General features: G+C 42.3%; 24 protein-coding genes and 1 pseudogene. 12 read left to right on the top strand and 13 right to left on the bottom strand.

Annotation, left to right across the window (positions count from 1 at the left end; all coding sequences use genetic code 11):
* Nucleotides 1–394, top strand: a 394-nt coding sequence (locus ACED42_RS17425) for a flagellin (RefSeq protein WP_371692853.1), incomplete at its 5' end; no start/stop codon positions are given.
* A gap of 736 nt (nucleotides 395–1130) precedes the next feature.
* Here the strand turns inward: ACED42_RS17425 and crr are convergent.
* From crr to cysZ, 5 genes are all read right to left on the bottom strand, one after another.
* Nucleotides 1131–1640, bottom strand: a complete 510-nt coding sequence (crr, locus tag ACED42_RS17420) for a PTS glucose transporter subunit IIA (RefSeq protein WP_009847364.1) — start codon at nucleotides 1638–1640, stop codon at nucleotides 1131–1133.
* A 106-nt stretch (nucleotides 1641–1746) separates the two neighbouring features.
* A complete protein-coding gene (ptsI, locus tag ACED42_RS17415) occupies nucleotides 1747–3471 on the bottom strand; it encodes a phosphoenolpyruvate-protein phosphotransferase PtsI (RefSeq protein WP_009847363.1) in 1725 nt (574 codons plus the stop codon).
* A gap of 153 nt (nucleotides 3472–3624) precedes the next feature.
* Nucleotides 3625–3882 (bottom strand): HPr family phosphocarrier protein, encoded by a 258-nt coding sequence (locus ACED42_RS17410; RefSeq protein WP_004734263.1) that lies wholly within the window; start codon nucleotides 3880–3882, stop codon nucleotides 3625–3627.
* A 303-nt stretch (nucleotides 3883–4185) separates the two neighbouring features.
* Entirely contained in the window at nucleotides 4186–5154 is a 969-nt protein-coding gene (gene cysK, locus ACED42_RS17405; protein WP_012604562.1) for a cysteine synthase A, read from the bottom strand.
* 229 nt (nucleotides 5155–5383) lie between these two features.
* Nucleotides 5384–6142 (bottom strand): sulfate transporter CysZ, encoded by a 759-nt coding sequence (gene cysZ, locus ACED42_RS17400; protein WP_371703545.1) that lies wholly within the window; start codon nucleotides 6140–6142, stop codon nucleotides 5384–5386.
* A gap of 229 nt (nucleotides 6143–6371) precedes the next feature.
* On the opposite strand from cysZ, the gene zipA reads away from it, so the two are divergent.
* The 6 genes and pseudogenes from zipA (at nucleotide 6372) to cueR (ending at nucleotide 13347) form a co-directional block, all read left to right on the top strand.
* On the top strand, nucleotides 6372–7508 hold the full coding sequence (zipA, locus tag ACED42_RS17395) for a cell division protein ZipA (protein ID WP_371703543.1): 1137 nt from the start codon (nucleotides 6372–6374) through the stop codon (nucleotides 7506–7508).
* 181 nt (nucleotides 7509–7689) lie between these two features.
* Nucleotides 7690–9642, top strand: coding sequence for a BRCT domain-containing protein (locus ACED42_RS17390; RefSeq protein WP_102579954.1), 1953 nt, complete (start codon nucleotides 7690–7692; stop codon nucleotides 9640–9642).
* A pseudogene (locus ACED42_RS17385) lies at nucleotides 9632–9763 on the top strand (DNA ligase); the annotation flags it as partial. The gene ACED42_RS17390 and the pseudogene ACED42_RS17385, both read left to right, overlap by 11 nt.
* 524 nt (nucleotides 9764–10287) lie before the next feature.
* On the top strand, nucleotides 10288–11442 hold the full coding sequence (locus tag ACED42_RS17380; protein WP_009847358.1) for a porin: 1155 nt from the start codon (nucleotides 10288–10290) through the stop codon (nucleotides 11440–11442).
* Nucleotides 11443–11567: 125 nt separating this feature from the next.
* Nucleotides 11568–12413 (top strand): DUF2057 domain-containing protein, encoded by an 846-nt coding sequence (locus ACED42_RS17375; RefSeq protein ID WP_371703542.1) that lies wholly within the window; start codon nucleotides 11568–11570, stop codon nucleotides 12411–12413.
* Nucleotides 12414–12951: 538 nt separating this feature from the next.
* The gene (cueR, locus tag ACED42_RS17370; protein WP_009847356.1) at nucleotides 12952–13347 is read left to right on the top strand and encodes a Cu(I)-responsive transcriptional regulator; all 396 of its coding nucleotides are present in this window, start codon (nucleotides 12952–12954) and stop codon (nucleotides 13345–13347) included.
* Between the two features lie 37 nt (nucleotides 13348–13384).
* On the opposite strand, the gene ACED42_RS17365 is transcribed toward cueR, so the two are convergent.
* The 5 genes from ACED42_RS17365 to ACED42_RS17345 form a co-directional block, all read right to left on the bottom strand.
* Entirely contained in the window at nucleotides 13385–13840 is a 456-nt protein-coding gene (locus ACED42_RS17365) for an NfeD family protein (protein WP_009847355.1), read from the bottom strand.
* Between the two features lie 3 nt (nucleotides 13841–13843).
* The gene (locus tag ACED42_RS17360; RefSeq protein ID WP_009847354.1) at nucleotides 13844–14773 is read right to left on the bottom strand and encodes an SPFH domain-containing protein; all 930 of its coding nucleotides are present in this window, start codon (nucleotides 14771–14773) and stop codon (nucleotides 13844–13846) included.
* Between the two features lie 210 nt (nucleotides 14774–14983).
* Nucleotides 14984–15838, bottom strand: a complete 855-nt coding sequence (locus ACED42_RS17355; protein WP_371703540.1) for a co-chaperone YbbN — start codon at nucleotides 15836–15838, stop codon at nucleotides 14984–14986.
* Nucleotides 15839–16233: 395 nt separating this feature from the next.
* Nucleotides 16234–17061: an SDR family oxidoreductase gene (locus tag ACED42_RS17350; protein WP_371703538.1), complete on the bottom strand. Its 828-nt coding sequence runs from the start codon at nucleotides 17059–17061 to the stop codon at nucleotides 16234–16236.
* A 43-nt stretch (nucleotides 17062–17104) separates the two neighbouring features.
* Nucleotides 17105–18019: a TIGR01777 family oxidoreductase gene (locus ACED42_RS17345; protein WP_371703537.1), complete on the bottom strand. Its 915-nt coding sequence runs from the start codon at nucleotides 18017–18019 to the stop codon at nucleotides 17105–17107.
* 300 nt (nucleotides 18020–18319) lie between these two features.
* Between ACED42_RS17345 and ACED42_RS17340 the strand changes: the two genes are divergently transcribed.
* From ACED42_RS17340 to yfcE, 5 genes are read left to right on the top strand one after another with little or no spacing between them, the layout of a single operon-like run.
* Nucleotides 18320–19054: a DUF1538 domain-containing protein gene (locus ACED42_RS17340; protein ID WP_017096852.1), complete on the top strand. Its 735-nt coding sequence runs from the start codon at nucleotides 18320–18322 to the stop codon at nucleotides 19052–19054.
* On the top strand, nucleotides 19051–19845 hold the full coding sequence (locus ACED42_RS17335; RefSeq protein WP_371703535.1) for a DUF1538 domain-containing protein: 795 nt from the start codon (nucleotides 19051–19053) through the stop codon (nucleotides 19843–19845). Before ACED42_RS17340 ends, ACED42_RS17335 begins: the two co-directional genes overlap by 4 nt.
* Nucleotides 19835–20185 (top strand): P-II family nitrogen regulator, encoded by a 351-nt coding sequence (locus ACED42_RS17330; RefSeq protein ID WP_009847348.1) that lies wholly within the window; start codon nucleotides 19835–19837, stop codon nucleotides 20183–20185. Before ACED42_RS17335 ends, ACED42_RS17330 begins: the two co-directional genes overlap by 11 nt.
* Entirely contained in the window at nucleotides 20182–20589 is a 408-nt protein-coding gene (locus tag ACED42_RS17325) for a CBS domain-containing protein (protein WP_009847347.1), read from the top strand. Before ACED42_RS17330 ends, ACED42_RS17325 begins: the two co-directional genes overlap by 4 nt.
* Before the next feature lie 47 nt (nucleotides 20590–20636).
* Complete coding sequence (gene yfcE / locus ACED42_RS17320) at nucleotides 20637–21182, top strand: phosphodiesterase (RefSeq protein ID WP_017103243.1); 546 nt, start codon at nucleotides 20637–20639, stop codon at nucleotides 21180–21182.
* A gap of 30 nt (nucleotides 21183–21212) precedes the next feature.
* On the opposite strand, the gene ACED42_RS17315 is transcribed toward yfcE, so the two are convergent.
* From ACED42_RS17315 to ACED42_RS17305, 3 genes are all read right to left on the bottom strand, one after another.
* Nucleotides 21213–21524 carry a SelT/SelW/SelH family protein gene (locus tag ACED42_RS17315; RefSeq protein WP_017096855.1) on the bottom strand — a complete coding sequence of 104 codons (312 nt, stop codon included), beginning with the start codon at nucleotides 21522–21524 and terminating at the stop codon, nucleotides 21213–21215.
* A 134-nt stretch (nucleotides 21525–21658) separates the two neighbouring features.
* On the bottom strand, nucleotides 21659–22174 hold the full coding sequence (locus tag ACED42_RS17310; protein ID WP_009847344.1) for a regulatory protein ToxS: 516 nt from the start codon (nucleotides 22172–22174) through the stop codon (nucleotides 21659–21661).
* Nucleotide 22175: 1 nt separating this feature from the next.
* Nucleotides 22176–23087, bottom strand: a complete 912-nt coding sequence (locus ACED42_RS17305; protein WP_009847343.1) for a transcriptional regulator — start codon at nucleotides 23085–23087, stop codon at nucleotides 22176–22178.
* Nucleotides 23088–23161: the final 74 nt, after the last annotated feature.

Below are 23161 nucleotides of genomic sequence, written 5' to 3'. Positions count from 1 at the left end.
TGGCAACAACAAAGTTGATGGCGCTATCTCATTCTCTGGTGGTCTATCTGGTGAGTTAGGCATGCAGCCAGGTAAGCAAGTAACGGTTGATACTATCGACGTAACGTCTGTTGGTGGTGCTCAAGAATCTGTAGCTGTTATCGATGCGGCACTTAAATATGTAGATAGCCACCGTTCTGAGCTTGGTGCATTCCAAAACCGTTTTGACCACGCAATTAACAACTTAGATAACATCAACGAGAACGTTAATGCATCTAAGAGTCGTATCAAAGATACCGATTTCGCGAAAGAAACGACTAATATGACTAAGTCTCAGATTCTTTCACAGGCTTCAAGTTCAATTCTTGCGCAAGCGAAACAAGCTCCAAACTCAGCACTTAGCCTACTAGGTTAATCGGTTGAAAGGCCACGTTGACTTTAAGCGTTGTTGATCACAAGCGTCAACGTTAGGCTTCCACAAATTAGCTCGTGGTGAGAGATGAGCGCTAAACAGACCCAGCTTCGGCTGGGTTTTTTATTGCCTGTTATTTAGCGAAGGTATATTTGGAAAAGTGGCGTAATGCTGAAAGGAGCAAAAGCGCGATTCCCTATCACGCTCGTCTCTCGCTGTAGAGAATGACGGGATCGGGAAATGATACTTCCATCATCTATTGCATTGAAGCAGCCTTTCGTCATTCCAGAACCGAACAGAGCGAGGTATCAGGAATCTGCTTTTAGGCTTGATTCGGATTAGACATTAGGCTCTTGTTGTGGTCGAAAGATAATAAACGAGATAGCGCTAACTGCCTTTCACATAGGTGAATAACCAGGAATAAGCAATGTGCTCAACATTCGTCATCTCAAAATCGAGCTGAGCGAGATATCAGAGAGCTGTTGTCTGCTTGAAGTCATATCGCATGATCTAACATGTAGGTTCAGCGCCTAGGTTGGCGTTTAACTTGATTTAATAACAAAGTAGGGCGGTTAGTTGGCAATTAAGGAATGGTATTGCTGTGGCTTATTGAGGGGCTGTCTACAATGAGGTGAGAGCGGCAGTCAGAACCGTCGGTTAAGGAACTCGACAAATATAGCAGACACAAAAAACGCCACCCTTAGGTAGCGTTTTAATTAAAGCAGATAAGTAATCGGGATTACTTAGTTACTTTAAGAACTGGAGTTTCGCCAACAGTTACAGAACCAGAAAGCTTGTTCAGCTCCTTGATTTCGTCCATGTTAGAGATAACAACTGGAGTAAGCGTAGATTTTGCTTTCTCTTCTAGAAGTGCAAGGTCGAAAGTGATGATTGTGTCACCAGCTTTAACAGATTGACCTTCTTCAGCTACACGAGTGAAGCCTTCGCCTTTAAGTTCAACAGTATCGATACCGAAGTGAACGAAAAGCTCAATACCGTCGTCAGACTCGATAGAGAATGCGTGGTTAGTTTCGAAGATTTTACCGATAGTACCGTTAACTGGAGCTACCATTTTATCGCCAGCTGGTTTGATAGCAATGCCATCACCAACGATTTTTTCAGCGAAAACTACATCTGGCACGTCTTCGATGTTTACGATTTCACCAGAAAGAGGTGCGATGATTTCGATTGCACCAGCATCAGCGCTGTCATCAGATACAAGCTTTTTCAGTTTGTCAAACAGACCCATTGTGTCATGCTCCTAACGTTTAGTTTTATTCTGTAGAATATACTATACCAATCTAACAAATTAGACGACTATTTTTAGCCGTCTAACTTCATTAAGCTCTTGGTGATTACTGAGTTTTCTCAGCGATGAACTTTTCTACACAAGCTTCAATTTCTGCAGCTGTAGGTAGAGATAGTGCTTCGTCAGCCATAGCTTTAACTTCAGCGAAGTTAGAGTTACGGATTACTTTCTTAACTTTAGGGATAGAGATACCGCTCATAGAGAACTCATCTAGACCCATACCAAGAAGAAGTAGAGTTGCACGCTCATCACCTGCTAGTTCGCCACACATACCTGTCCATTTACCTTCTTTGTGAGAAGCATCGATTACTTGCTTGATAACAAGAAGAACCGCTGGAGATAGTGGGTTGTATAGGTGAGAAATCATTTCGTTACCACGGTCTACCGCAAGAGTATATTGCGTTAGGTCGTTAGTACCGATAGAGAAGAAAGATACTTCTTTCGCTAGGTGGTGTGCGATTGCAGCTGCTGCTGGAGTCTCAACCATTACGCCGATTTCGATTTCTTCATCGAAAGCTAGGCCTTCAGCGCGAAGTTCAACTTTGTACTCTTCGATTGCTTTTTTCAGTTCACGGATCTCTTCAACAGAAATGATCATTGGGAACATGATGCGTAGTTTACCGTGTGCAGATGCACGTAGGATACCACGTAGTTGGTCACGTAGAATTTCACGACGATCCAAGCTGATACGTACTGCACGCCAGCCTAGGAAAGGGTTCATTTCTTGTGGAAGGTCCATGTATGGTAGGTCTTTATCGCCACCGATATCCATAGTACGGATAATCACTGACTCGCCTTCCATTGCTTCCGCTACTTCTTTGTAAGCAACGTATTGCTCTTCTTCAGTAGGAAGTGCAGTACGGTCCATGAATAGGAATTCAGTACGGTACAGACCAACGCCTTCACCGCCGTTACGCAGAATACCGTCACAGTCTTTTACTGTACCGATGTTGCCACAAACTTCTACACGGTGACCGTCTAGAGTTTCAGCATGTAAGTCTTTTAGTTTTGCTAGTTCAACTGCTTCTGCTTCGAAATCAGATTTGATTTTCTTAGCTTCTGCTAATTCAGCGTCAGAAGGGTTGATGATGATCTTGTTGTTCATCGCGTCTAGCACAAGCATGTCGCCGTTTTTAACTTGCTTAGTGATATCGTTAGTACCAACGATAGCTGGAAGCTCAAGTGAACGTGCCATGATTGAAGTATGAGATGTACGACCGCCGATGTCACAAGCAAAACCAAGAACGTAGTCTAGGTTGATTTGTGCCGTTTCAGATGGCGTTAAATCGTAAGCAACTAGGATAACTTCTTCATTGATATCTGCTAGAGATACAATGTTGATGCCTAGTGCATTTTTAACGAAGCGAGTACCGATATCACGGATATCAGTCGCACGTTCTTTTAGGTACTCATCATCAAGCGACTCAAGTGCAACAGCTTGCTCTTCGATCACTGTGTAGATCGCGTTGTCTGCGTGCATTTTGTCTTTCTTGATGAGTGCTAAAATCTCTTCTTCTAGCTCTTCATCTTCAAGCAGCATGATGTGGCCTTCAAAGATTGCTTCTTTTTCTTCGCCAAAAGTTTCAAGTGCTTTTTGCTTTACAACTTCAAGTTGTTGAGAAGATTTGTTACGAGCGTCAAAAAAACGCTGAACTTCTGCTTCAACTTGATCGTCTGAGATAGATTGAGTGTTTAGGACAATTTCATCTTCTTGAAGTAGTAGTGCTTTACCGAAAGCAATACCAGGAGATGCTAGGATGCCTGAAATCATAGCCTTACCTTAGTTGTTCAACTGTAAACGGGAGAATGTGTGACTTTAAGTCGTCGACTAATGTCGCGCTTATTGCTATCTAATTCGAATTGCTATCTATTTCGAACAAAGCCACTTTGCTGTGCAAAATGGCTTTGAAAGAAGGAGACCGTATTAGTGTAGTTGATCCATAAGAGCAACTAGGTGGTCTACAGCTTGCTGAGCTTGAGGGCCTTCAGCTGAAATAGTAACGTTAGTACCTTTTACTAGGCCTAAAGTTTGTAGTTTGAACAGGCTTTTCGCGCTAGCGCTTTTGCCGTTAGAAGTCACTGTGATGTCAGCGTCGAAAGATTTTGCTTCTTTAACAAACTGTGCAGCTGGACGAGTGTGAAGACCGTTTTCTGCTGTGATTTCTACTTGCTTCTCGTACATTTTATATACCCCAATTAATTTATTTTTTGTAAGTTTGTAACCAGATTTAGCTTAACTGCTTTAGCTCAAATGCGCTAGAGGCTAGTACGCCATGTTCGTGTTAGAACTTAGACTGGTTATAAATTTTTATCCAGCCATGGTCGTCTTTTGTTGAGTACTCATGACTTTCAGAATTTGTTTATTGCTTCTTTTATTTTGAAGCGAAAAATAAAACAGACCCGATATTACCAAAGGTGAGGCAGGGATCAACAAAAAAGCCCCTAAATGGGGCTTTTTTGGACGAAAAATTGATTTGACCACATATTATTGTTGGTTCTCTTTTTCCGTAAAGATACCAGCAAATAGGGCCGTACTAAGGTAACGTTCGCCCGAGCTTGGTAGTACAGTAACGATAGTTTTCCCTGCAAATTCAGGCAGTTCCGAAATTCTGTTTGCTGCTACTACTGCTGCACCAGATGAGATGCCCGCTAGGATACCTTCTTCTTTCATTAGGCGTTGAGCCATCTCAATAGCTTCTTCAGAAGTTACCGACTCTACACGGTCAATAATGTCTAAATCTAGGTTGCCAGGAATGAAACCTGCGCCAATACCTTGGATTTTGTGTGGTGCTGGTTTGATTTCTTCACCTGCAAGTGCCTGTGCAATCACTGGAGATTCTGCTGGTTCAACAGCTACAGAAGTGATGGCTTTGCCTTTTTCACCTTTAATGTAACGACTTGTTCCAGTGATAGTGCCACCTGTACCTACACCGGCTACAAACACATCGATCTCACCATCTGTTGCTTCCCAAATTTCAGGGCCAGTTGTCTGCTCGTGAATTTGTGGGTTCGCTGGGTTGTTGAATTGTTGCAGTAGTAGATACTTGTCTGGGTCTGAAGCAACAATCTCTTCAGCTTTAGCAATCGCGCCGTTCATACCTTTTGGTGCTTCAGTTAGCACTAGGTTTGCGCCAAGAGCTTTAAGCAGCTTACGACGTTCTAGGCTCATTGATTCAGGCATTGTTAGTGTTAGCTTGTAACCGCGCGCTGCAGCAACAAATGCAAGAGCAACACCTGTATTACCACTGGTAGGCTCAACAAGCTCGATACCTGGCTTAAGCGTACCTGCTTTTTCTGCTTCCCAGATCATGTTTGAACCGATACGACACTTAACGCTGAAGCTTGGGTTACGAGCTTCGATCTTAGCTAGGACGTTACCTTTGCTTACTTTGTTTAGGCGGACTAGAGGTGTGTTACCAATCGTTAGGGTGTTGTCTTCGTAGATCTTGCTCATGCGATATTCCTTCATTTAATGACAGAACTAAACGTAGTATATCTACCAATTTACCGTCTAGTGTCTTTCGATGTTTGTTTAGCTTGAATTTAGATTAAACAAGTTGAAAAAAAGGTAAAAGGATTAAAAAGTTATATCATATAGAGATGTCGCAGGATTCACGCCTATCTTTATTGAAATCAGAACTTCAAAAAGATAGGCGTTGTTAGAGCAGGCTGTAAAACGATAGCTATAGACGAGAGCGTAGAGCTTGGTCTTTAAACTCTGCAACCCACATTGCAGTAGCGCCGCAGACGGCAACTGGCATCACAATCAGGTTTAAAACTGGAATGGTAGTAAACACGGAAACAAGTGCGCCGAAGCTGTAGCTCTTACCTTGCTTTTGTTTCAAATTATTTCTCATGTCATCGAACTTGATTTTATGGTTGTCGAACGGGTAGTCAGCGTACTGAATAGCTAACATCCATGCAGTGAAAATGAACCATAAAAACGGTGCAACAGTTTGTCCTAGCGCTGGAATTAACAAAAGTAGGAACAAACCGCTCGCTTTTGGCAGGATATAGACAAGCTTGCGCCATTCTCTTGCTAAAATACGAGGAGTGTCTTTAAGTACATCCAGTAAACCATCATCATTGACTTTTTTACCACTCAGCAGTTCTTCGACTTTTTCCGCGAGTAATCCGTTGAAAGGTGCGGCAATAAAGTTAGCGAGTGTACTGAAGAAATACGAAAACGTGGCCAAAACGGTTAACACAAGTAGTGGCCATAGGATATATGACAACCACGACAAGAAACTTGGCAATGCACCAATCCAGCCTTCAATCCAAGTGTTTAAGTTGGAGAAAATATAAAATAAAGCACCGCCCACGAGTAACACGTTAGCGATAAGAGGAAGCAGTACAAACTTACGGATACTCGGCGATAAGGCAATTTTTATTCCGAAAATAAAATAGCCAAAGCCAGAGCGAGGAACAGATTCAATAGTCATATTTAAATTGGGTCACATGTGAATTTGGTTAAATAGCAAACATCTCTAGTGTACTCGACCGAAATTAAGAAAAAAAGCGTGGTGAAAATCACACCAAGTAATGAACTAATTGTATTAAGTGGTTCTAAAACAGTGGCTACTTTTGATAGAGTAGTGAGATTAGCCAAATTAACCTAACTTAGTGACAGCGTGTTTATAGCTAGTTGACTAAGAAAGCTGAGAGCGAAAAATGCAGGAATTGCGATTTGTACTCATTATTGTTGGCGCATTAGCTATCGCCGCATTATTGTTCCATGGTCTATGGACGAGTAAGAAAGAAGGGAAAGCAAAGTTTGGAGATAAGCCGCTTGGTAAGCTTGATAACGACAGCTTAGATGAAGCTGAAACGATCCCAAACCGTTCATTCGCTCCTGAGGATGATTTTGAGATAATCCGAAAAGAGCGTAAAGAACCGGATTTTGCTGTCTCACCGTCTGCAACTGATCCGCTGATTGACTCAGACCCATTGTCAGCGCCGCAGCAAAAAGAAGCTCACGAAGACGAAATAGAATTGAATGATCTTCCTTCTTTCAGTGTTGAAGACCCGATCGAAGTTAAAGATGAGCTTGAACAGGTTGAGGAAGAGAAGGTTGTTGAACCTGAAGTTCCTAACTTTGAATTGACTGACGAGCAAAAACAAAATCACGCAGGCTTTAAAGAGCAGTACGGTTCGTTTGAAGAAGCCTCTGATGCGGTCGCTGATCCACTGCTTTCTAACGAAGGCTTAACGCCAAGCGAACCATTTATTGGGAAAGAAGTGGTTGCTGCACAAAGTGTTACTTCGGTTGAAGAAACTAAGTTAGATAAAGATGCTAACTTAGCAGAAGAAGCTCAGTTTGGTGACGAAGTTAATTTAGCTGACGAAAGTAAGTTAGATGAAAAAGCTCATTCAAATGAAGATCTTGGCCTTGAGGTCATTGTTCTTAATGTTCACTGTGCTGGGGAGATCCCATTTGTGGGTACTGAACTTTTCCGTAGCATGGAGAACAACGGCCTAGCTTATGGTGAAATGTCTATTTATCACTGCTTTGCACAAGCGAGCGATGAGCCAAAAGTTATTTTCAGCGTAGCAAATATGATGCAGCCAGGAACACTAGAACATGACGATTCTGCTGACTTTACCACCAAAGGTATTTCGTTCTTTATGACGCTGCCTTGTTATGGTCAAGCTGATCAAAACTTCAATGTGATGCTGAGTGCTGCACAGAAAATTGCCGATGATATGGGCGGAAACGTATTGGATGAGTCACGTAATTTAATGACGCCAAATCGTTTGTCCGACTACCGCAAGCAAATCCGTGACTTTATGACGGCTGCGAATGCTTAGCTGCATTGTTTAGCCTTGTAAATAATCTATATTTATAAAAAGGGCTCCTAAGGGAGCCCTTTTTGATGTTTCAATCACGACAGAGAAAGCTTTACTTACTAAGTTGATCCATCCCTAGAAATTAGCATGTGATGTTGGGCTAATTTCTACAACAGAACAAAGAACCGATTGGTAGTAGATAATGACAGAATTTAAGTTTAACAATAATCAACTCTCCACAATTCGAGATCTGGAAGTAGATGTTGATTTAAATACGTTAGAAGTTGCAATTAGCAATGGAAGTATTGATGAGCTGAGTGAAGATGAACTTCTAGGTTTACTGAAGGTTGCGAATGCTTTGTATCGTTCAGGTTTTCCTGTAATTGAAGATGCTCTTTACGACACCTTTAGAGAGGTATTTGCTCAAAATAGTCCAAATCATCCATATATTACTTCTGTAGAGTCCGAGGTAATGAACCTTGGTAAAACCGTGACTTTACCGCAAAAGATGTTGTCTACAGATAAGGCATATTCAAAAGAAGAAATTAAGAAATGGTTAGATAGAATCGTCAAAGCTGCTGTAGAGATAGGCCTTGATACTAAAGCTATAGAAATTAGAGTGACTCCAAAGCTTGACGGTTATGCTGCTTTTGATGACGGAGAAAAGCTTTACACACGTGGTGACGGCGTAAAAGGTCAGGACGTATCGAGAGCTTTTGAACGCGGCCTAAAAGTGGCTAAAAATGGAGATAGAGGCTTAGGCGCTGGTGAGATCGTTATCGACAAAGCTTATTTTGAAGAAAAGTTAAGTCAATATTTTGAAAATTCACGAAACATACAAGCGGCTATAATTGCAGAAAAAAACGTTGATGAAAGAGTTCTAGAGGCAATTAAGGACGGCGCCTGCGTATTCTACCCATTTAGCCTAATTGATGACTGGATTGGCAGTCATGAGGACTTGATCGTTGATTTTGAAAAGACCATTGATAAGATCTGGAATGCGGTCGGTTATGATGTCGATGGCGTTATTTTGGAAGCTACAGATCCCCTTATAAAGGAAAACATGGGGGCAACGAGAAAGTTTCATCGGTGGCAAATAGCCTTCAAAATTAACGATGAATCAGAAGAAGTAGAAGTTATTAGTGTTACACCTCAAACATCCAGAACAGGTCGAGTTACTCCTGTAGCTGAGTTAGTTCCGACTCGAATTAGTGGTGCGACTATTAGTAGGGTAACGGTTCACCATTACAACATGGTTAAAACCAATGGCGTAGGCCCAGGCGCAATACTTCAAATTGTTAGAAGCGGCTTGGTGATCCCGAAAATAGAAAAAGTGATAAAACCAGCACCGCCTCAAATACCAGAGTCATGCCCTAGCTGTCAGTCTCATCTTCTTTGGGAATCCGATCACTTGGTATGTCCAAATAAAAGTGACTGTCCTGCACAAACAGAAAATACGTTGGTGCATTTTTTCAAAACCTTGGGCAACAATGACGGATTTGGCCCTAAAAACATCGAGAAACTAGTCAATCTCGGAGTTAATCATATTCATCAAATATATGACTTGAAACCGCATCACTTTGCAATGTATGGGTTTGGTGATAAGACATCTAAGAACCTATCTGATCAACTACAGGCAAGTAAAGATATTGAAATTGAAGACTGGCGTTTTCTTTCAGCATTTGGAGTAAGTCGTTTGGGGGGAGGCAATTGCGAGAAGCTTCTTCAACATTACTCATTGCTAGAGTTGCTTGACGCTACCGCAGAAAGCATTGCCAAGTTAGATGGGTTTGCGACAGTTAGCGCAGAAGCGATTGTTGAAGGTTTAGCTAACATTAAAGAAGAGTTTCTAAAAGTTTATGGGCTTGGGTTTAACTTAAGTCTTACGACTAAGCATTCAGAACAAGAGGATTCATCTTCACCAATAGCAGGTGCAACTATTGTTTTCACAGGAACAATGCTACAAGGGAAGCGCGGTGACATGGAAAAACATGCTAAATCGCTAGGGGCAAAAGTTGGTAAATCAGTGACAAGTAAAACAACTTATCTAGTAGCCGGGGAAAAAGTAGGTGAAACGAAGATAAATGGCGCTAGAGATAAAGGTGTCGAGGTTATTTCGGAGCAAGAATATCTTGATTTGATACGTCAAGGGTAATATATCTCAGAAAACGGACATCTTATTTGCTAGTGAAGTTGTGGACTCTAAACTGACCAAAGCACAAGATTTATGTATCGAAATAAGAATAGAAGAAGATCTAATAGCCCTTCCTTCGTAAGTAAATACAGATAAAAAAAGCTCAAAGGCACTCCTTTCAAGGGAGTGCCTTTTTTGTTTCTGATATAAAAATGATCACTTTTTAATTGTTGAGAAATTTGTTCCTATACGAACTATGAAATTAGGACCGTGATGACGCTCAACATTAATGAAATGTTGTTCTAGTTGTTTGTTAAATGCGAGTGATATCTATTTTTAAGAGGTCGAGGGTTTGGTAAGTTTTTGTTTTTTAATGAGTTTGTTGTTTTCCCCTTCGGGTTTTTCAATTAGTAGATCTGGATCACTAAGTACATGATAAATTTGCACCAACTCATATTTTTTTAGATGAAAATTAAGTTCTCATTGATCTTTTTTGGGGTGAAGTTAGTCTTATTGGCATGGATGCACATTGTGTATAACCAGAAAGGAAATCGAGAATTCGGTGTTTCAGGGTTCTCAAACAAGAAAAGGTATTTCTCTCTACGGCGGCCAACTTTAGGCGGGAAATATTCAAACAGCTATATCCATTTTTAGGAGTTTTATTCCATGGAAAACAAAATTTTCAAACGTACTTTACTTGGTGCTGCAGTTGCGATGATTTCAAGTGGTGCATTCGCATCTGAATCTTCTCAAGTTGGTGTTATCTCAGATTTTAACGTTCAGGCTTACGGTGTAGCAGCAATCTCTGTTGTTAACTACGATTCAGAAAAAACTAAAAACGGCGTAAAAACTGATACAGGTACGGGATACGATTACGAGAATGAATCTCGAATTGGTTTCCGTGCAAGTAAAGACATGTTCGAGAACGTGAACGTATTCATGCAAATTGAATCTGGTTACGTTGGTGAAAACGGTGACGGTGCGACACTAGGTAATCGTGATACGTTCTTAGGCCTGCAAGGTGACTGGGGTAAAGTACGTTTTGGTCGTATGCTGACGCCAATGTATGAAGTAATTGACTGGCCTTATGCTAACCCAGGTTTGGGCGCAGTATGGGACTGGGGCGGCGATGTTAAATACAACCGTGACCGTCATGGTGATATGGCTCGATACGATTCTGCTGACTTGAATGGTTTTACATTCAACCTAGCAACAGGTCGTGGTGACTCAAGTGTTAAAGATAACTACTTCTACGGCGCGGCTGCTCACTACCGTTTAGCTGATACGGTTACTTTCCACGCTGCTGTTGAATCAGAATCAGATCGTCAACTAACAGCTGCAACAGCTGGAACTGCTGCTGGTACATGTTTAGTTGCTACAGGTTGTGATGGTGTAAACTTTGGCGGCGCAACTCCTGCAGTTGCTGCAACTTCTGCTGAAATGGCTGATACATTTGGTTATCTAATCGGTTTTGAAGCGTCACTTCCAGCAGGTTTCGGTATTTCTGCAGCCTACAAAGCGGGTGAGTCAGATGTTCAAGGCGGCGCTAAATCAGAACAGGCTTCATACTCTGTAATCGGTCAGTACTGGAACGGCCCTTGGGGCTTCAAACTAGGCTACGCGGCTAACCTAGAGTCTGAAACTGATGGTGTTAAAAACGCTGATGAAGATAGCGTAATCTCAGGTCAGCTAATGTACGTTCATAACGGCTTTGTTCCTTACATTCGTATTGCACAGCGTGATATCAAAGCTGACGATAAAGGTTCTATTGCTAACACAGATACGTTCGTTACACGTATTGGTTTAGAGTACGGCTTCTAATTGAAACCATGCTTTAAGTAAAGAGATGCGCTGGCTTGTTAGTCGGCGCATATTCATTTCTGGTCCAGCCTAAGAAAGAAAAGGCATCGAAATAATATTATGGGGAAACCCTCGAGGTAGTTAATATGAAAAAAATAGTTTTAGCATCGATTCCTTTATTCTTAATTGGATGTACAACATTAGATTCTAATAGTGATTTTACAGATTCCGTTAAAAGAATAGAGAGTAAGCAAAATTATCAAATCGTCGTTGGTGAGTCGTTGTCTCCTGATGTGCTTGAAGTCAGACAAGGTCAGCTAGTTAACTCGTCTTTAGAGCTAAATTACGTTACCCAAAACAGTACTGTAACGGTACCTGATTCATACATAACGATGGAGCTTCAGTACTTTAAAAATTACAACGAGTATCGCTCTGTCTTAGTTCAAGGTTCTGAAGGTAAAGTGCCATTAAAACCTTATGCGGCTTCAGCTGAAACATGCAGCGATATATGTACTCAAACACAGTATGTGAAATTTCCTGTATCTAATGAAATCTTCAACGAAGCACCTTTTAAAGATCTAATTTTTGATGTCCAGGTTTCAAATGCGAACAGCATTTCGTTTTCTATTCCTGCTGGCTACATCGAAGCAATCGTAAATACGGGTGATAAAAACGCAACAGCTAAATCTGTTATGGCAGCACCTGTAGCCGCAGCCGCACATGTAGCCGCAGCCGCAGCCGCACCTGTAGTTGCAGTTCCCGCGCTTCAGCAAGAGCCGGTAAGCCAAGCTCAAGAGATGTCAAAATATTGGTTTGAACAAATTCCAACAGAACAAAGAGACTCCGTTATTAACTGGTCTGTAGCAAATCGAAATGGTGTTGTTGATTCTTTAGGTGATAATGTCAAAGAGATTGAAATGTTCGAATATTGGTTTAACAAAGCTTCCAAAGAAGAACGTAAAACGATAATCAAACAATTAATCGAGTTTTAAAGGAAAGGAGCCTAGGCTCCTTTTTTGTTAGTGTAGAACCTTACCATTACTATGCTTGCATATAACGATAGGCATATATTCTACAACACTACTTCCTAAGTCACATTTTATGATCGGTCCAGATGCAGTGCTTCCTACATTTTGGGCGGATACAGAGAAGCTTAAAACTAAGCTAAAAATTAACGCTAGATAACATTTCATAATGACACCTCACTAAAAATCTCTTCAAACAAGAGATATTTATTAGTATGTGAGGTATTTCTCAAAAATCAAAAAAATCAAAAAATTTCCTATGAAAAATAATGAATGCCTATTTTGCTATTTCAAACAGTAACTTGTTGATAGTTGGTGTTTGGGTTTGTTGGAAAATCTAAGCTACTCTCATCATTTGATGTAAAATAGCCATAAACAGCAGACTTTATTTTCGAACATTATATTGCTTCAATGTTTTTGTTTCGGTAGTTAGCATTCCTAGATGTTTGAATAATAGTCTTAGGTTTCTAAATAGTTTTTATGCGATATTTACTTGAGTAATATTATGAACATAAGCGAAGTTGCAAGCCTCACGCAGTTATCACCTAAGTCTATTCGTTTGTATGAAGACAAAGGGGTGATATCTGCACCGTTGCGTTCTGAAAATGGTTATCGGTCTTATGGTGAGAAGCAGATTAAAGAGCTCGGAATCGTAGCGAAAGCGAGAAGCGCTGGTTTTTCGCTTGATGAGTGTCGTGCGCTTGTTGAATTAGCCGACAACCCATGTCGCGAAAGTGCCGATGTTAAAGCAAAAGCGTTAAGTAAATTGGAAGAAGTGAATAAAAAAATTGAAGACTTACTGATCATTCAGAAGACATTGAAAGAGTGGGTTGAACAATGCCCTGGTGACTCAAATAGCCATTGCCCAATTATCGATTCACTTGTAGAGAAAAAGCCATAAGTTGGTTACTTATGGCTTTGACGGAGGGTTTTCTTGATTATTGTTTAGTAGGGCTTATCGTGAGAACAATGCCATCGACAGCAGTAATCACGACTTCCTCTCCCGCATCAATATCATGTGTACTCATCGCAGACCATGAGCTATCCCCTAGCTTTATCCTGCAGTTACCTTTTTGTACCGGCTCTAACAGGCGAGTCTTTCTTCCAATCAGTTGTTTCTCTCGCTGATTAAGGTCTCGAGTAGAGTCAGATTGCTTGTCACTAGATAGCTGTCTTCTCCACCACAGCCAAGTGGTGATAAGCGAGAAGCTCGCAAAGGATAGCCATTGCATCTGCCAACCGATTGGTAGTGCGCCTAATAAGGCGCCGACCAGCATGGCAGATATGCCTATCCATAAAAAGTAACCAGCGGTTCCAATTAGCTCAAGCGCTAACAATGCTAGGCCAAACGCTAACCAATGCCAGTAGTTTACTTGTTCGAGCAATTCGACCATAAGTTAGTCCTTACTACCCTTGTCATTCTTATGTGCAAACATCTCTGCAATACCCGCAACAGAACCCATTAGTCCAGTCGCTTCGAGCGGTAGCATGATGATCTTACCGTTTTCTGCTTGGCCAATAGACTTCAGTGCGTCGGTGTAACCTTGTGCAATAAAGTAATTGACTGCTTGCATGTCACCTTGAGCAATCGCTGTTGATACCATTTCTGTCGCTTTAGCCTCAGCTTCGGCAGCCCGTTCACGAGCTTCAGCTTGAAGTATCGCGGCTTGCTTTTGGCCTTCTGCTTTTAAGATTTCTGATTGCTTGTGACCTTCTGCTTTCAATATCTCAGCTTGTCGTACACCCTCTGCCTCTAGGATATCTGCACGTTTGTTACGCTCGGCTTTCATCTGAGCATTCATCGCAGCGGTAAGGTCTGCTGGTGGCTGTACGTCTTTGATTTCGATACGTGTAACTTTGACACCCCAAGGGTTTGTCGCTTCATCAACGATATTCAATAATTTGGTGTTAATCATGTCTCGCTGGCTGAGCATTTCATCCAGTTCCATCGAGCCCAGTACAGTACGGATATTGGTGAGAGTTAAATTACGAATCGCGTGCTCAAGATCATTCACCTCATAAGCCGCTTTAGGCGCGTCGATCACTTGAACGAAACACACCGCATCAATAACCACATTTGCATTATCTTTGGAGATGACTTCTTGTGCCGGGATGTCGAGAACACGTTCCATCATACTGATGCGTTGTCCGATTTTATCGATAAATGGAATGATCAGGTTCAGACCTGGTTGGAGGGTTTGTGTATAACGGCCGAAGCGTTCTACGGTCCAGTTATTGCCTTGCGGAACCGTTTTTACTCCGGCGAAAATAAACAATATTGCGACGGCAGTAAAGACGCCGATAGTAATCAATGTATCAATAGCCATACAAAATCCTTTGCAAGTTTAAGTTTTTGATAGTTCAGTATTGATACTGGCTCATATTTAAATTCTGAGCAAATTTATAAATGAGAAATGGGCCATAAAATATTGATTTTATGGCCCATTTTACATTCTATTATTCGATAAACTAATTGATTGAATTGTCAATTTTCGATGAGATATACGATGCTTATCTTTAGTGCTTTTAGGGTTTAGTTAGTAGAGCAGAGAGTACAGCTGTCGGCGGTACTTACTGGCAACTGGGTTACCTTGTCCAAGCGCACTTAAGATATCCATGAATTCTTTTTTCATATCACCATTGCAAGCATTTAGATCTTTTGCAAGGAAAGACCACAACAGTTCCATCGCTTCTTCGTTGCGATTCACTTGGTGATATTGCAATGCTAATTCAGATGCTGTCTTAGCGTCATTTGGGTCTTGCTGAAGAGCGGTTTCTAATGCTTGTATTTCAGGGCTGTCTGCTGCTTGCTTGTGAAGCTCAAGCTTTGCGACTAAGCCTTTATAGTAATTATCTTGGTACTCTAGAGGAATGGTGGCTAGCTGAGTTTCAGCTAGATCAAACTGTTGCGTTTCTAGTAAACATTCTGCGATTGCCAGTTTTACCTCGCCTTTGCTCGTCAACTCTATTGGCAATTGTTGCATTGCTGCGAGCGCTTGTGCGTGATCGCCTGCTTGCATTTGCTCGAGAGCCTGACGCAGTACGAGCTCGTCTTGGCTAGGAAGGTGTTTTCCTAACATTTCAACAATCGCTTGTATGCTTTGTAGGCCACCCAAACCATCAACAGGCTGACCGTTAACAAACAGTGCAATAGTAGGGAGTGCTTGTACGCCAAATTGGCTAGCAATTGCCTGCTCTTGTTCACAATTCAACAGAGCTAAAGTAAAAGCGCCGTTGTATTGCTGAGTTAATGTTTGCAGTTCAGGGATCACCTGAGCACTTTCTTGGCTCATTGGTGCCCAAAAGTGGATGAGTACAGGCGTCTGCATTGAGGTTTCTAATACTTGACGAAAGTTCTGCTCATTAAGTTCAACAATATGCGGAGATTGCATTTACGTTCCTTGAGGTGTGTTTTGTGGGTACGTTGCAAATATGGGGGGAGATGCTGGTAACTTCAAGATCTAACTTGGTTATCTCAAATAAAAAGAGCCAAAATAGAAAAACGCTATGCTTCTATGTTGATAGAGTGGTTATCTCAACAGGGAAGGCATAGCGTTATCATTGAGGTGGTTAGTGAGGCATAGCGTAAGATACTCAAAACAGAATAAACAACGTAATCGCCAGACTCACACCGACCCAATTAAGGCGGTTTAAAGTCATGAAATATCCAGATTAGGTTCATCAATTGGGAATAATTGATGAGATAGGACAATCATGACATCTTATTGTTACGGAAAAATTACATCGTTACATTAAAGTTTGCGACTGTTGAGGCAAAGTTAGTAATTTATGCAGCTTTTCTCAAAATAGGGTCTAGCAAGCGACTAGGTAGAATTCTTTTCAATACCGCGAACACTTTAGTTGGGGTCGTCACTCGGTATCTGAGTTTGGGTTTATCGGCGGTGAGTGCGTGATAAACCGGTTCAATACAACTTTCAGGCGGAAGAACAAAAGCGTTGTTCGATGATTCTTTTTCGAGTCGGTCTTTTTGTTGTTGATAAGCTTCTTGATGAGCGCTGCCAGCAATGGTGATCCATTTATTGAAAGCTTTCAGGGCATTATTTCTAAATTGGGTTTCTATTGGACCTGGCTGCAATAACGAGATATTAATACCACTGCCATGCAGTTCTAAACGTAACGTATCTGTCCAGCCTTCTAGCGCGAACTTTGAAGCGTTGTAAGCACCACGATATTTCATGGCTGCAAAGCCTAATACGGAACTGTTTTGTACGATTCGACCTTCGCCGCGTTCGCGCATGTGCGGAAGTATCTGACAAACAAGATGATGCCAGCCAAAGAAGTTGGTTTCGAATTGCTCTCTGAGACCTTGGGTTGGTAAGTCTTCTAGCGCGCCAGCTTGACCATAAGCGCCGTTATTGAATAAACCATATAATCCGTTAGGCGCTAGCTCAATAGCAAGTTGTGCAGCTTGTTCAATGCTTTCTCGGTTAGAAAGGTCGAGCTGTATGCAGGTCAGTCCCTCATCTTGCAGACGCTGTACATCTTGCGGATGACGACACGATGCAATGACGTGGAAACCACGCTTTTGTAGTGCATGCGCACATGTATAGCCAATACCCGTTGAGCAACCGGTGATCAGAATCGACTTGTTCACGCTTAATCCTTCATTAGAGTCTTTATCGCTCTAGGGTAAAGAATTAATCTTGATGTTGTAACAAGTTTTTTAAGGCTGGTTCTATTCTTGAGTAACTAAAGATAAATCCCATTTCAGTGAGTTTCTTTGGTTTGGAACGAATGCTGTCAAAGAGCAGACAAGAAGATTCACCCATCAGAAGCGACATTGCCCATTTCGGAGTGAATAAGAAATGAGGTCGGCGTAGTTGCTTGGCGAGTGTACTGCTGAACAGTTTGTTGGTGACAGGGTGCGGGGCACACATATTAAATTCCCCTTGAGCGTGAGGAGTTGACAATAAGTGGTTGATGGCTCTCACCATATCAAGCATGTGAATCCAAGGCATGTACTGTTCGCCTGAACCAAGTGGTCCGCCTACTCCGAGTTTGTAGGGCATTAGCATCTTCTTCAACGCACCGCCATTTTCACCTAACACAATCCCCGTTCTTAGTAGTATCACACGCGTCTCATCGGATTGGGCTCTCTTGGCTATATCTTCCCAGTGCGCGCAGACTTTGTGAGGAAAACTTTCTTCTTCTACTTGTAGTGATTCATCAAATGGGTGTTGTTGTTGATCGCCATAGTAACCCACGGCTGAGCCGCTAATAAAAGCGTGTGGTGGGTTGCTACTGGCATGAATTAATTCGACCAGCTTTTCAGTGATGTGCCAGCGGCTGTTACAGATCCTCTCTTTTTGCTCTGTACTCCAACGCTTATCGGCAATCGGTTCACCCGCGAGGTTGACCACCACATCAAAGTCATTGAGATCACTGAGCTCATCAAGAGATTGAATGTAATGAAGGTTATTCTGGTTCAGGTGATTTAGGTTTTGCTTCGCTTTTTCGGGGCTCCGTGTCAACAATGTCACATCGTCAGTATTCCAACTTTTGACCAATTCAGAACCAATAAATCCCGTACCACCAGTTAACAATATCTTCATACCAATCTCCCTATTAAACATAATTATAGACATGGCTTGTTTTTGAACGCCAATCAATACGAAAAAATCACTATAACGATCATAAGGTTTCAATCGTGTGATACCCAAATTACGCCGTATCAATTTACGAAAGAATGAAATTAAATTCATCAGGTTAGGATGTATACCGCTATCACACTTATGCACTTTACTCCGATATGTTACCAACTGCGTAATATTTGTCACATAAGGAATGATAAGGATTTGCCATGATTATTAGTAATTAATAACCAGACACAATTTCAATGACTAGGAGTTGCGATGACGGCAGTGCTTGCTTTGTTTCGAGCCATGTTAGGTAGCCTAAGGGATCTCTTGCCGATCGTGGCGGTGATTGCTTTCTTCCAGCTTGTTGTTTTGCAAGAACCACTCCCTCATCTGTTGTCTATTCTAACTGGCTTAGTGCTGGTGGTTTTTGGACTGACTTTTTTTATCTTTGGCCTTGAAATGGGTCTGTTCCCAATCGGCGAGTCGATGGCTCAAGCTTTTGCTCGTAAGGGGAGCGTGTTTTGGTTATTGACCTTCGCTTTCTGTTTAGGGTTTGGTACCACCATTGCGGAACCCGCATTAACCGCAGTGGCCGCCGAAGCAGCAGAAGTGGCCGCTGAAGGTGGTGTTATTCCTAACTCTCTAGACGAAATGGAACAGTACGCCGATGGCTTGCGTTTCACCGTAGCATTGTCGGTGGGGATCGCCATCTTACTTGGGGTGCTGCGAATCTTAAAAGGTTGGCCAATTCAGTACATGATCATCGGAGGTTATATTGGAGTGGTGGTGCTCACTGCATTTGCCCCTGAAAACATCATTGGGATTGCGTACGACTCTGGCGGAGTGACTACATCGACCATTACCGTTCCGTTAGTGACCGCATTGGGAGTGGGTTTAGCCTCTGCGATTAAAGGGAGAAATCCGATGATTGATGGCTTTGGATTGATCGCCTTTGCTTCACTGCTGCCGATGATGTTTGTCATGGTCTACGGGATGGTGGTGACATGATCAGTGCTCAGCAATTTATCGACACCTTTCTTGGTACTGTCATGGATGTGATTCCGATTGCGGTGATCATCTTCGGTTTCCAATTAGCGGTGCTGCGTAAGCCAGTTAATAACTTAGGCAAAGTGCTGATAGGTTTCTTTTACGTCATTCTTGGGTTGTCGCTCTTTTTGATGGGGTTAGAGCTCGCGCTGTTTCCTTTAGGGGAGACTATGGCAGTGCAACTCACCGAACCAAGTTTTTTGACTGAGTTCAAGGTCAGTTCAGGCCTTGCCTTAGTTTGGTTTGACTATTACTGGGTTTACCTTTTCGCGTTTTGTATTGGGTTCAGTACTACGATAGCCGAACCCTCTTTGATTGCAGTGGCGATTAAGGCAAACCAAGTTTCCGGTGGCAGTATCAGTGTTAACGGGCTGAGGATCTCCGTGGCGTTAGGCGTAGCGATTGGCATATCGCTAGGTAGTTATCGCATCGTGGCTGGCGACCCTATCCATTACTACATCATTGTTGGTTATGTCATTGTGGTGATTCAGACCTTTTATGCTCCCAAATTGATTATTCCATTGGCTTACGATTCTGGTGGGGTTACGACATCAACGGTGACGGTTCCTTTAGTGACGGCACTTGGGTTGGGACTCGCGTCAACGGTGCCAGGAAGAAATCCGCTAATTGATGGCTTTGGGTTGATTGCTTTCGCGAGCTTATTTCCAATTATATCCGTGATGGGGTATGCACAAATAACGAAATGGCTAAACCGATCACAATCCTCTAAGGAGAGCAAAGATGCGCTTTAAACTTATCTTAGCGTTTGTAGAAGAGAGCAAGACCGATATCGTGCTCGACGCCGCGCGTGATGCGGGGGCAACAGGGGCAACCGTGATTAACAATGCCAGAGGGCAGGGGCTAAACCAAAAGCGCACCTTCTTTGGGTTAACGTTAGAGGTGCAAAAAGATGTGCTGCTGTTTGTCGTCGAGGAGCACCTAGCTAGGCATATTCTAGAAACTATCGGTGAAGTCGGGGAGTTTGACCAAGAGTCAGGGCAAGGGATAGCAGTGCAGATCGATGTCGAAGATGCAGTCGGGGTCGCGCACCAAGTTGAAACATTAACTAAGGTTGTGGAGGACGAGTTATGAGTGGCAGTGAAAAAATCCGAGTAAGCGATGTAATGGCTAATACGTATGTGATTATCGATGGGCTAACCACTGTGTTGGAAGCGATAGAGATGGCTAAGAAGCATAAAGTGAAAGCTATCATTGTCGATAAGCGCCACGAAGATGACGAATACGGCATCGTATTGATGAATGATATTGCTAAGAAAGTACTGGCTAAGAACCGTTCTCCGAAGCGAACCAATGTTTATGAGATCATGACCAAGCCAGCGCTAAGCGTGTCTGCCGATATGAATGTGAAGTACTGTGCACGCTTGTTTGAGCGTTTTGGTATCAGTCGTGCCCCTGTGGTCAGTGACCATAAAATAGTCGGTATGGTTAGTTACAATAATATCGTGATCAACGGTATGGCGAGAGATGACGTGTAGCTGTTAGATACGTACAATAGGCTCATAAATTTTATGGAGAAGTACGTGTGAAATTATTTTTTGCTTCAGACCTACACGGTTCGCTGCCAGCAACAGAAAAGGTATTAGAACTCTACCAAGCGTCTGGTGCGCAATATTTAGTGCTATTGGGTGACATTCTGAATCATGGTCCAAGAAACCCGATCCCTGAAGGGTATAACCCGCCAGCGGTTGCAGAGAAGTTGAATGCGTTTTCTCAAGAGATCATTGCCGTTCGTGGTAACTGTGATAGCGAAGTGGATCAGATGTTGTTGTCTTTTCCAATGATGATGGATTACTCGTGGGTGCTATTAGAATCAGGCCAACGTATCTTCCTAACCCATGGCCATTTGTACAACACCAATAAACGCCCTGCGCTGAAGGCGGGCGATATTATTGCCCATGGTCATACTCATATTCCTGTTGCTGAATACCAAGATGACATCTTTATCTTTAATCCTAGCTCGGTGACATTCCCACGAGATGGTCACGCGGCTAGCTACGGTGTATATGAAAATAAAACGTTCAAAGTTATTAGCCTTGAGGGTGACGTAATTGTGAGTGGCGAGCTTTAAATAAACTCAATCGGCGGCGTTAGAAAAGGCTTACTTTGAGTCTACGTGGCCGAGGTCCCTGTCTGGAGCAATGATGTTTCGCACTCTTTGCTTCAGAACTTTAGCCTCAGGAAAACCGTCGTCCGCTTTTCTTTCCCAAATCTGTATTCCATTACAAAAAACCTCAAATCGACCTCCGGTATCAGGGTGTAAACTCACTTGCTCTATCTCTTCACTGAAAGTATGCAGTAACTCTTGGCATAACCAACTAGAACGAAGCATCCAATTGCATTGACGACAATAGTGTATTGCGATGGTTGCCTTGGTGATTGATGCACTTACCGAGCTTGGTTCTGTATTCATAGATACCCCTAAAAATCCTAAAACAGTAGTTTGATGTCAACAGTTAATAAAAAAGGGGCATCATGCCCCTTTCTATTGGTATATCGCTTAATGATATACAGTAAATCACTGTTGAGTTTTAGCTTAATCTGATTTTAGTTTGAGAATAACACCGTAGAACCATGATTTAGGCTAGTGAGCAGCAGTGCTTTCTGATTAATAATATCAATGCGTCGGCTTTGTTCTGCATCCATTTTAATCACTTGAGTGATCAGCTCGAGTTGCTCTTCCGAAAAATCTTGTCGCTCAGCAGAAGTGACATCTTTAAACTCCGTTGGTGAAATCAGTAAGTAATTATCGTTAATATCCCACTGACCGGTTTCGGAAATATTGATGACGTTTGCGGGTGCAGTCTGAGTGCCATACAGTTTAACTACAGCCATTCTCAGATACGTACCGTTTGGCAAATACTTCGCATTCGATGATAGCTCAACCTTACGCAGTGGCCCGATTGAATCCTCTTGCTTGATATCGCTAATCAGAGTCACCATTTTCGATTGCCATTCGTGTTGCGTAAGCAAGCGTTCTATCTTTGCATCGCTACCCCAGTATAACCAGCCGCTCAAGAAAGCAGAGATAACCAGTAAAATAATGGATAATTTTAATTTCATGTTACTGACCACCGTTACAAATGTCGTGTACATCCGACTGGTTTGCGTAAATTCTTAGAGTTACATTCTCGCTCGAGTAATCTTGAGGGTGAATATAGTTTAGAGCTAGATTGTTACCTTGTCCGCCTGTTGCAATCACCTCAGTTGGCTTTAGCATGCCAGTGTGGCTGGTGTTGTAACGCAATACACATTTCTCTATCGCTGGCAGCCAACTAGTCAGAGTTGGATGGTTGATTGGGGTTTGAACTTTGACACCATTAACCTCTGCTAATGTTCGAAACTCTGACTCTGCTGGGTTCTTTAACGTTAAAACGAGTATTGGCATAATGAAAGCGACAAGTAACATTCCAAACGTTAACCATTTATTCGAACTTTCATCTTTAGGTTTAACCTGATTGGTTACTGGCTCGACTTCGACATGATTTTCTTGAGCCTTTGCAGTTGGCTCTGGATCAATAGTTTCAGTGATGACCTCATCAGCTAATGTGGTATTAGCAAATGTTAAAATAGGCTCTACGTCACTTTCTGCAATTTCAGCTGTTGTTGGCTGATCGTTTGATGATAGTGGTGCTGAGCGCTCAACAGTCGCGATAAATTGATAACCACGTTTAGGAACGGTTTTTACAAATGCTGGAGATTTGGTTGAGTCTTTTAGCATTTTTCTGAGTGTCGATACCGCTTGCGTTAAGCTGGAGTCGTCCACCTCAAAGCCTTGGTCTCGCCAAACATATTCGTGTAATTCGTTACGAGTGATAACTTCATTGGGTCTTTCTGACAGCATCAGGAGAATGCGGCTTTCATTGCTGCCAAGACGTACGACTTCACCGTCGCTCATCTGATCAACAAGTGAGTTGCTATTTGGGTCAAATACGAACCGCTGTGCGAGAATAAACTTTGTGCCGATATTGCTCATTGAACTCTTCTATTTTGGATGATTTGGGGTGCGAAATAGACAAATCTCAGGTGAAGTTCTGTTAATTCTTCACC

Origin of the sequence: Vibrio sp. FF145, assembly GCF_041439075.1 — a bacterium.
GTDB classification, from domain to species: domain Bacteria; phylum Pseudomonadota; class Gammaproteobacteria; order Enterobacterales; family Vibrionaceae; genus Vibrio; species Vibrio tasmaniensis_A.
Note: the sequence above shows the minus strand (reverse complement) of the source record. Positions and strands in the feature narration are given on the sequence as shown.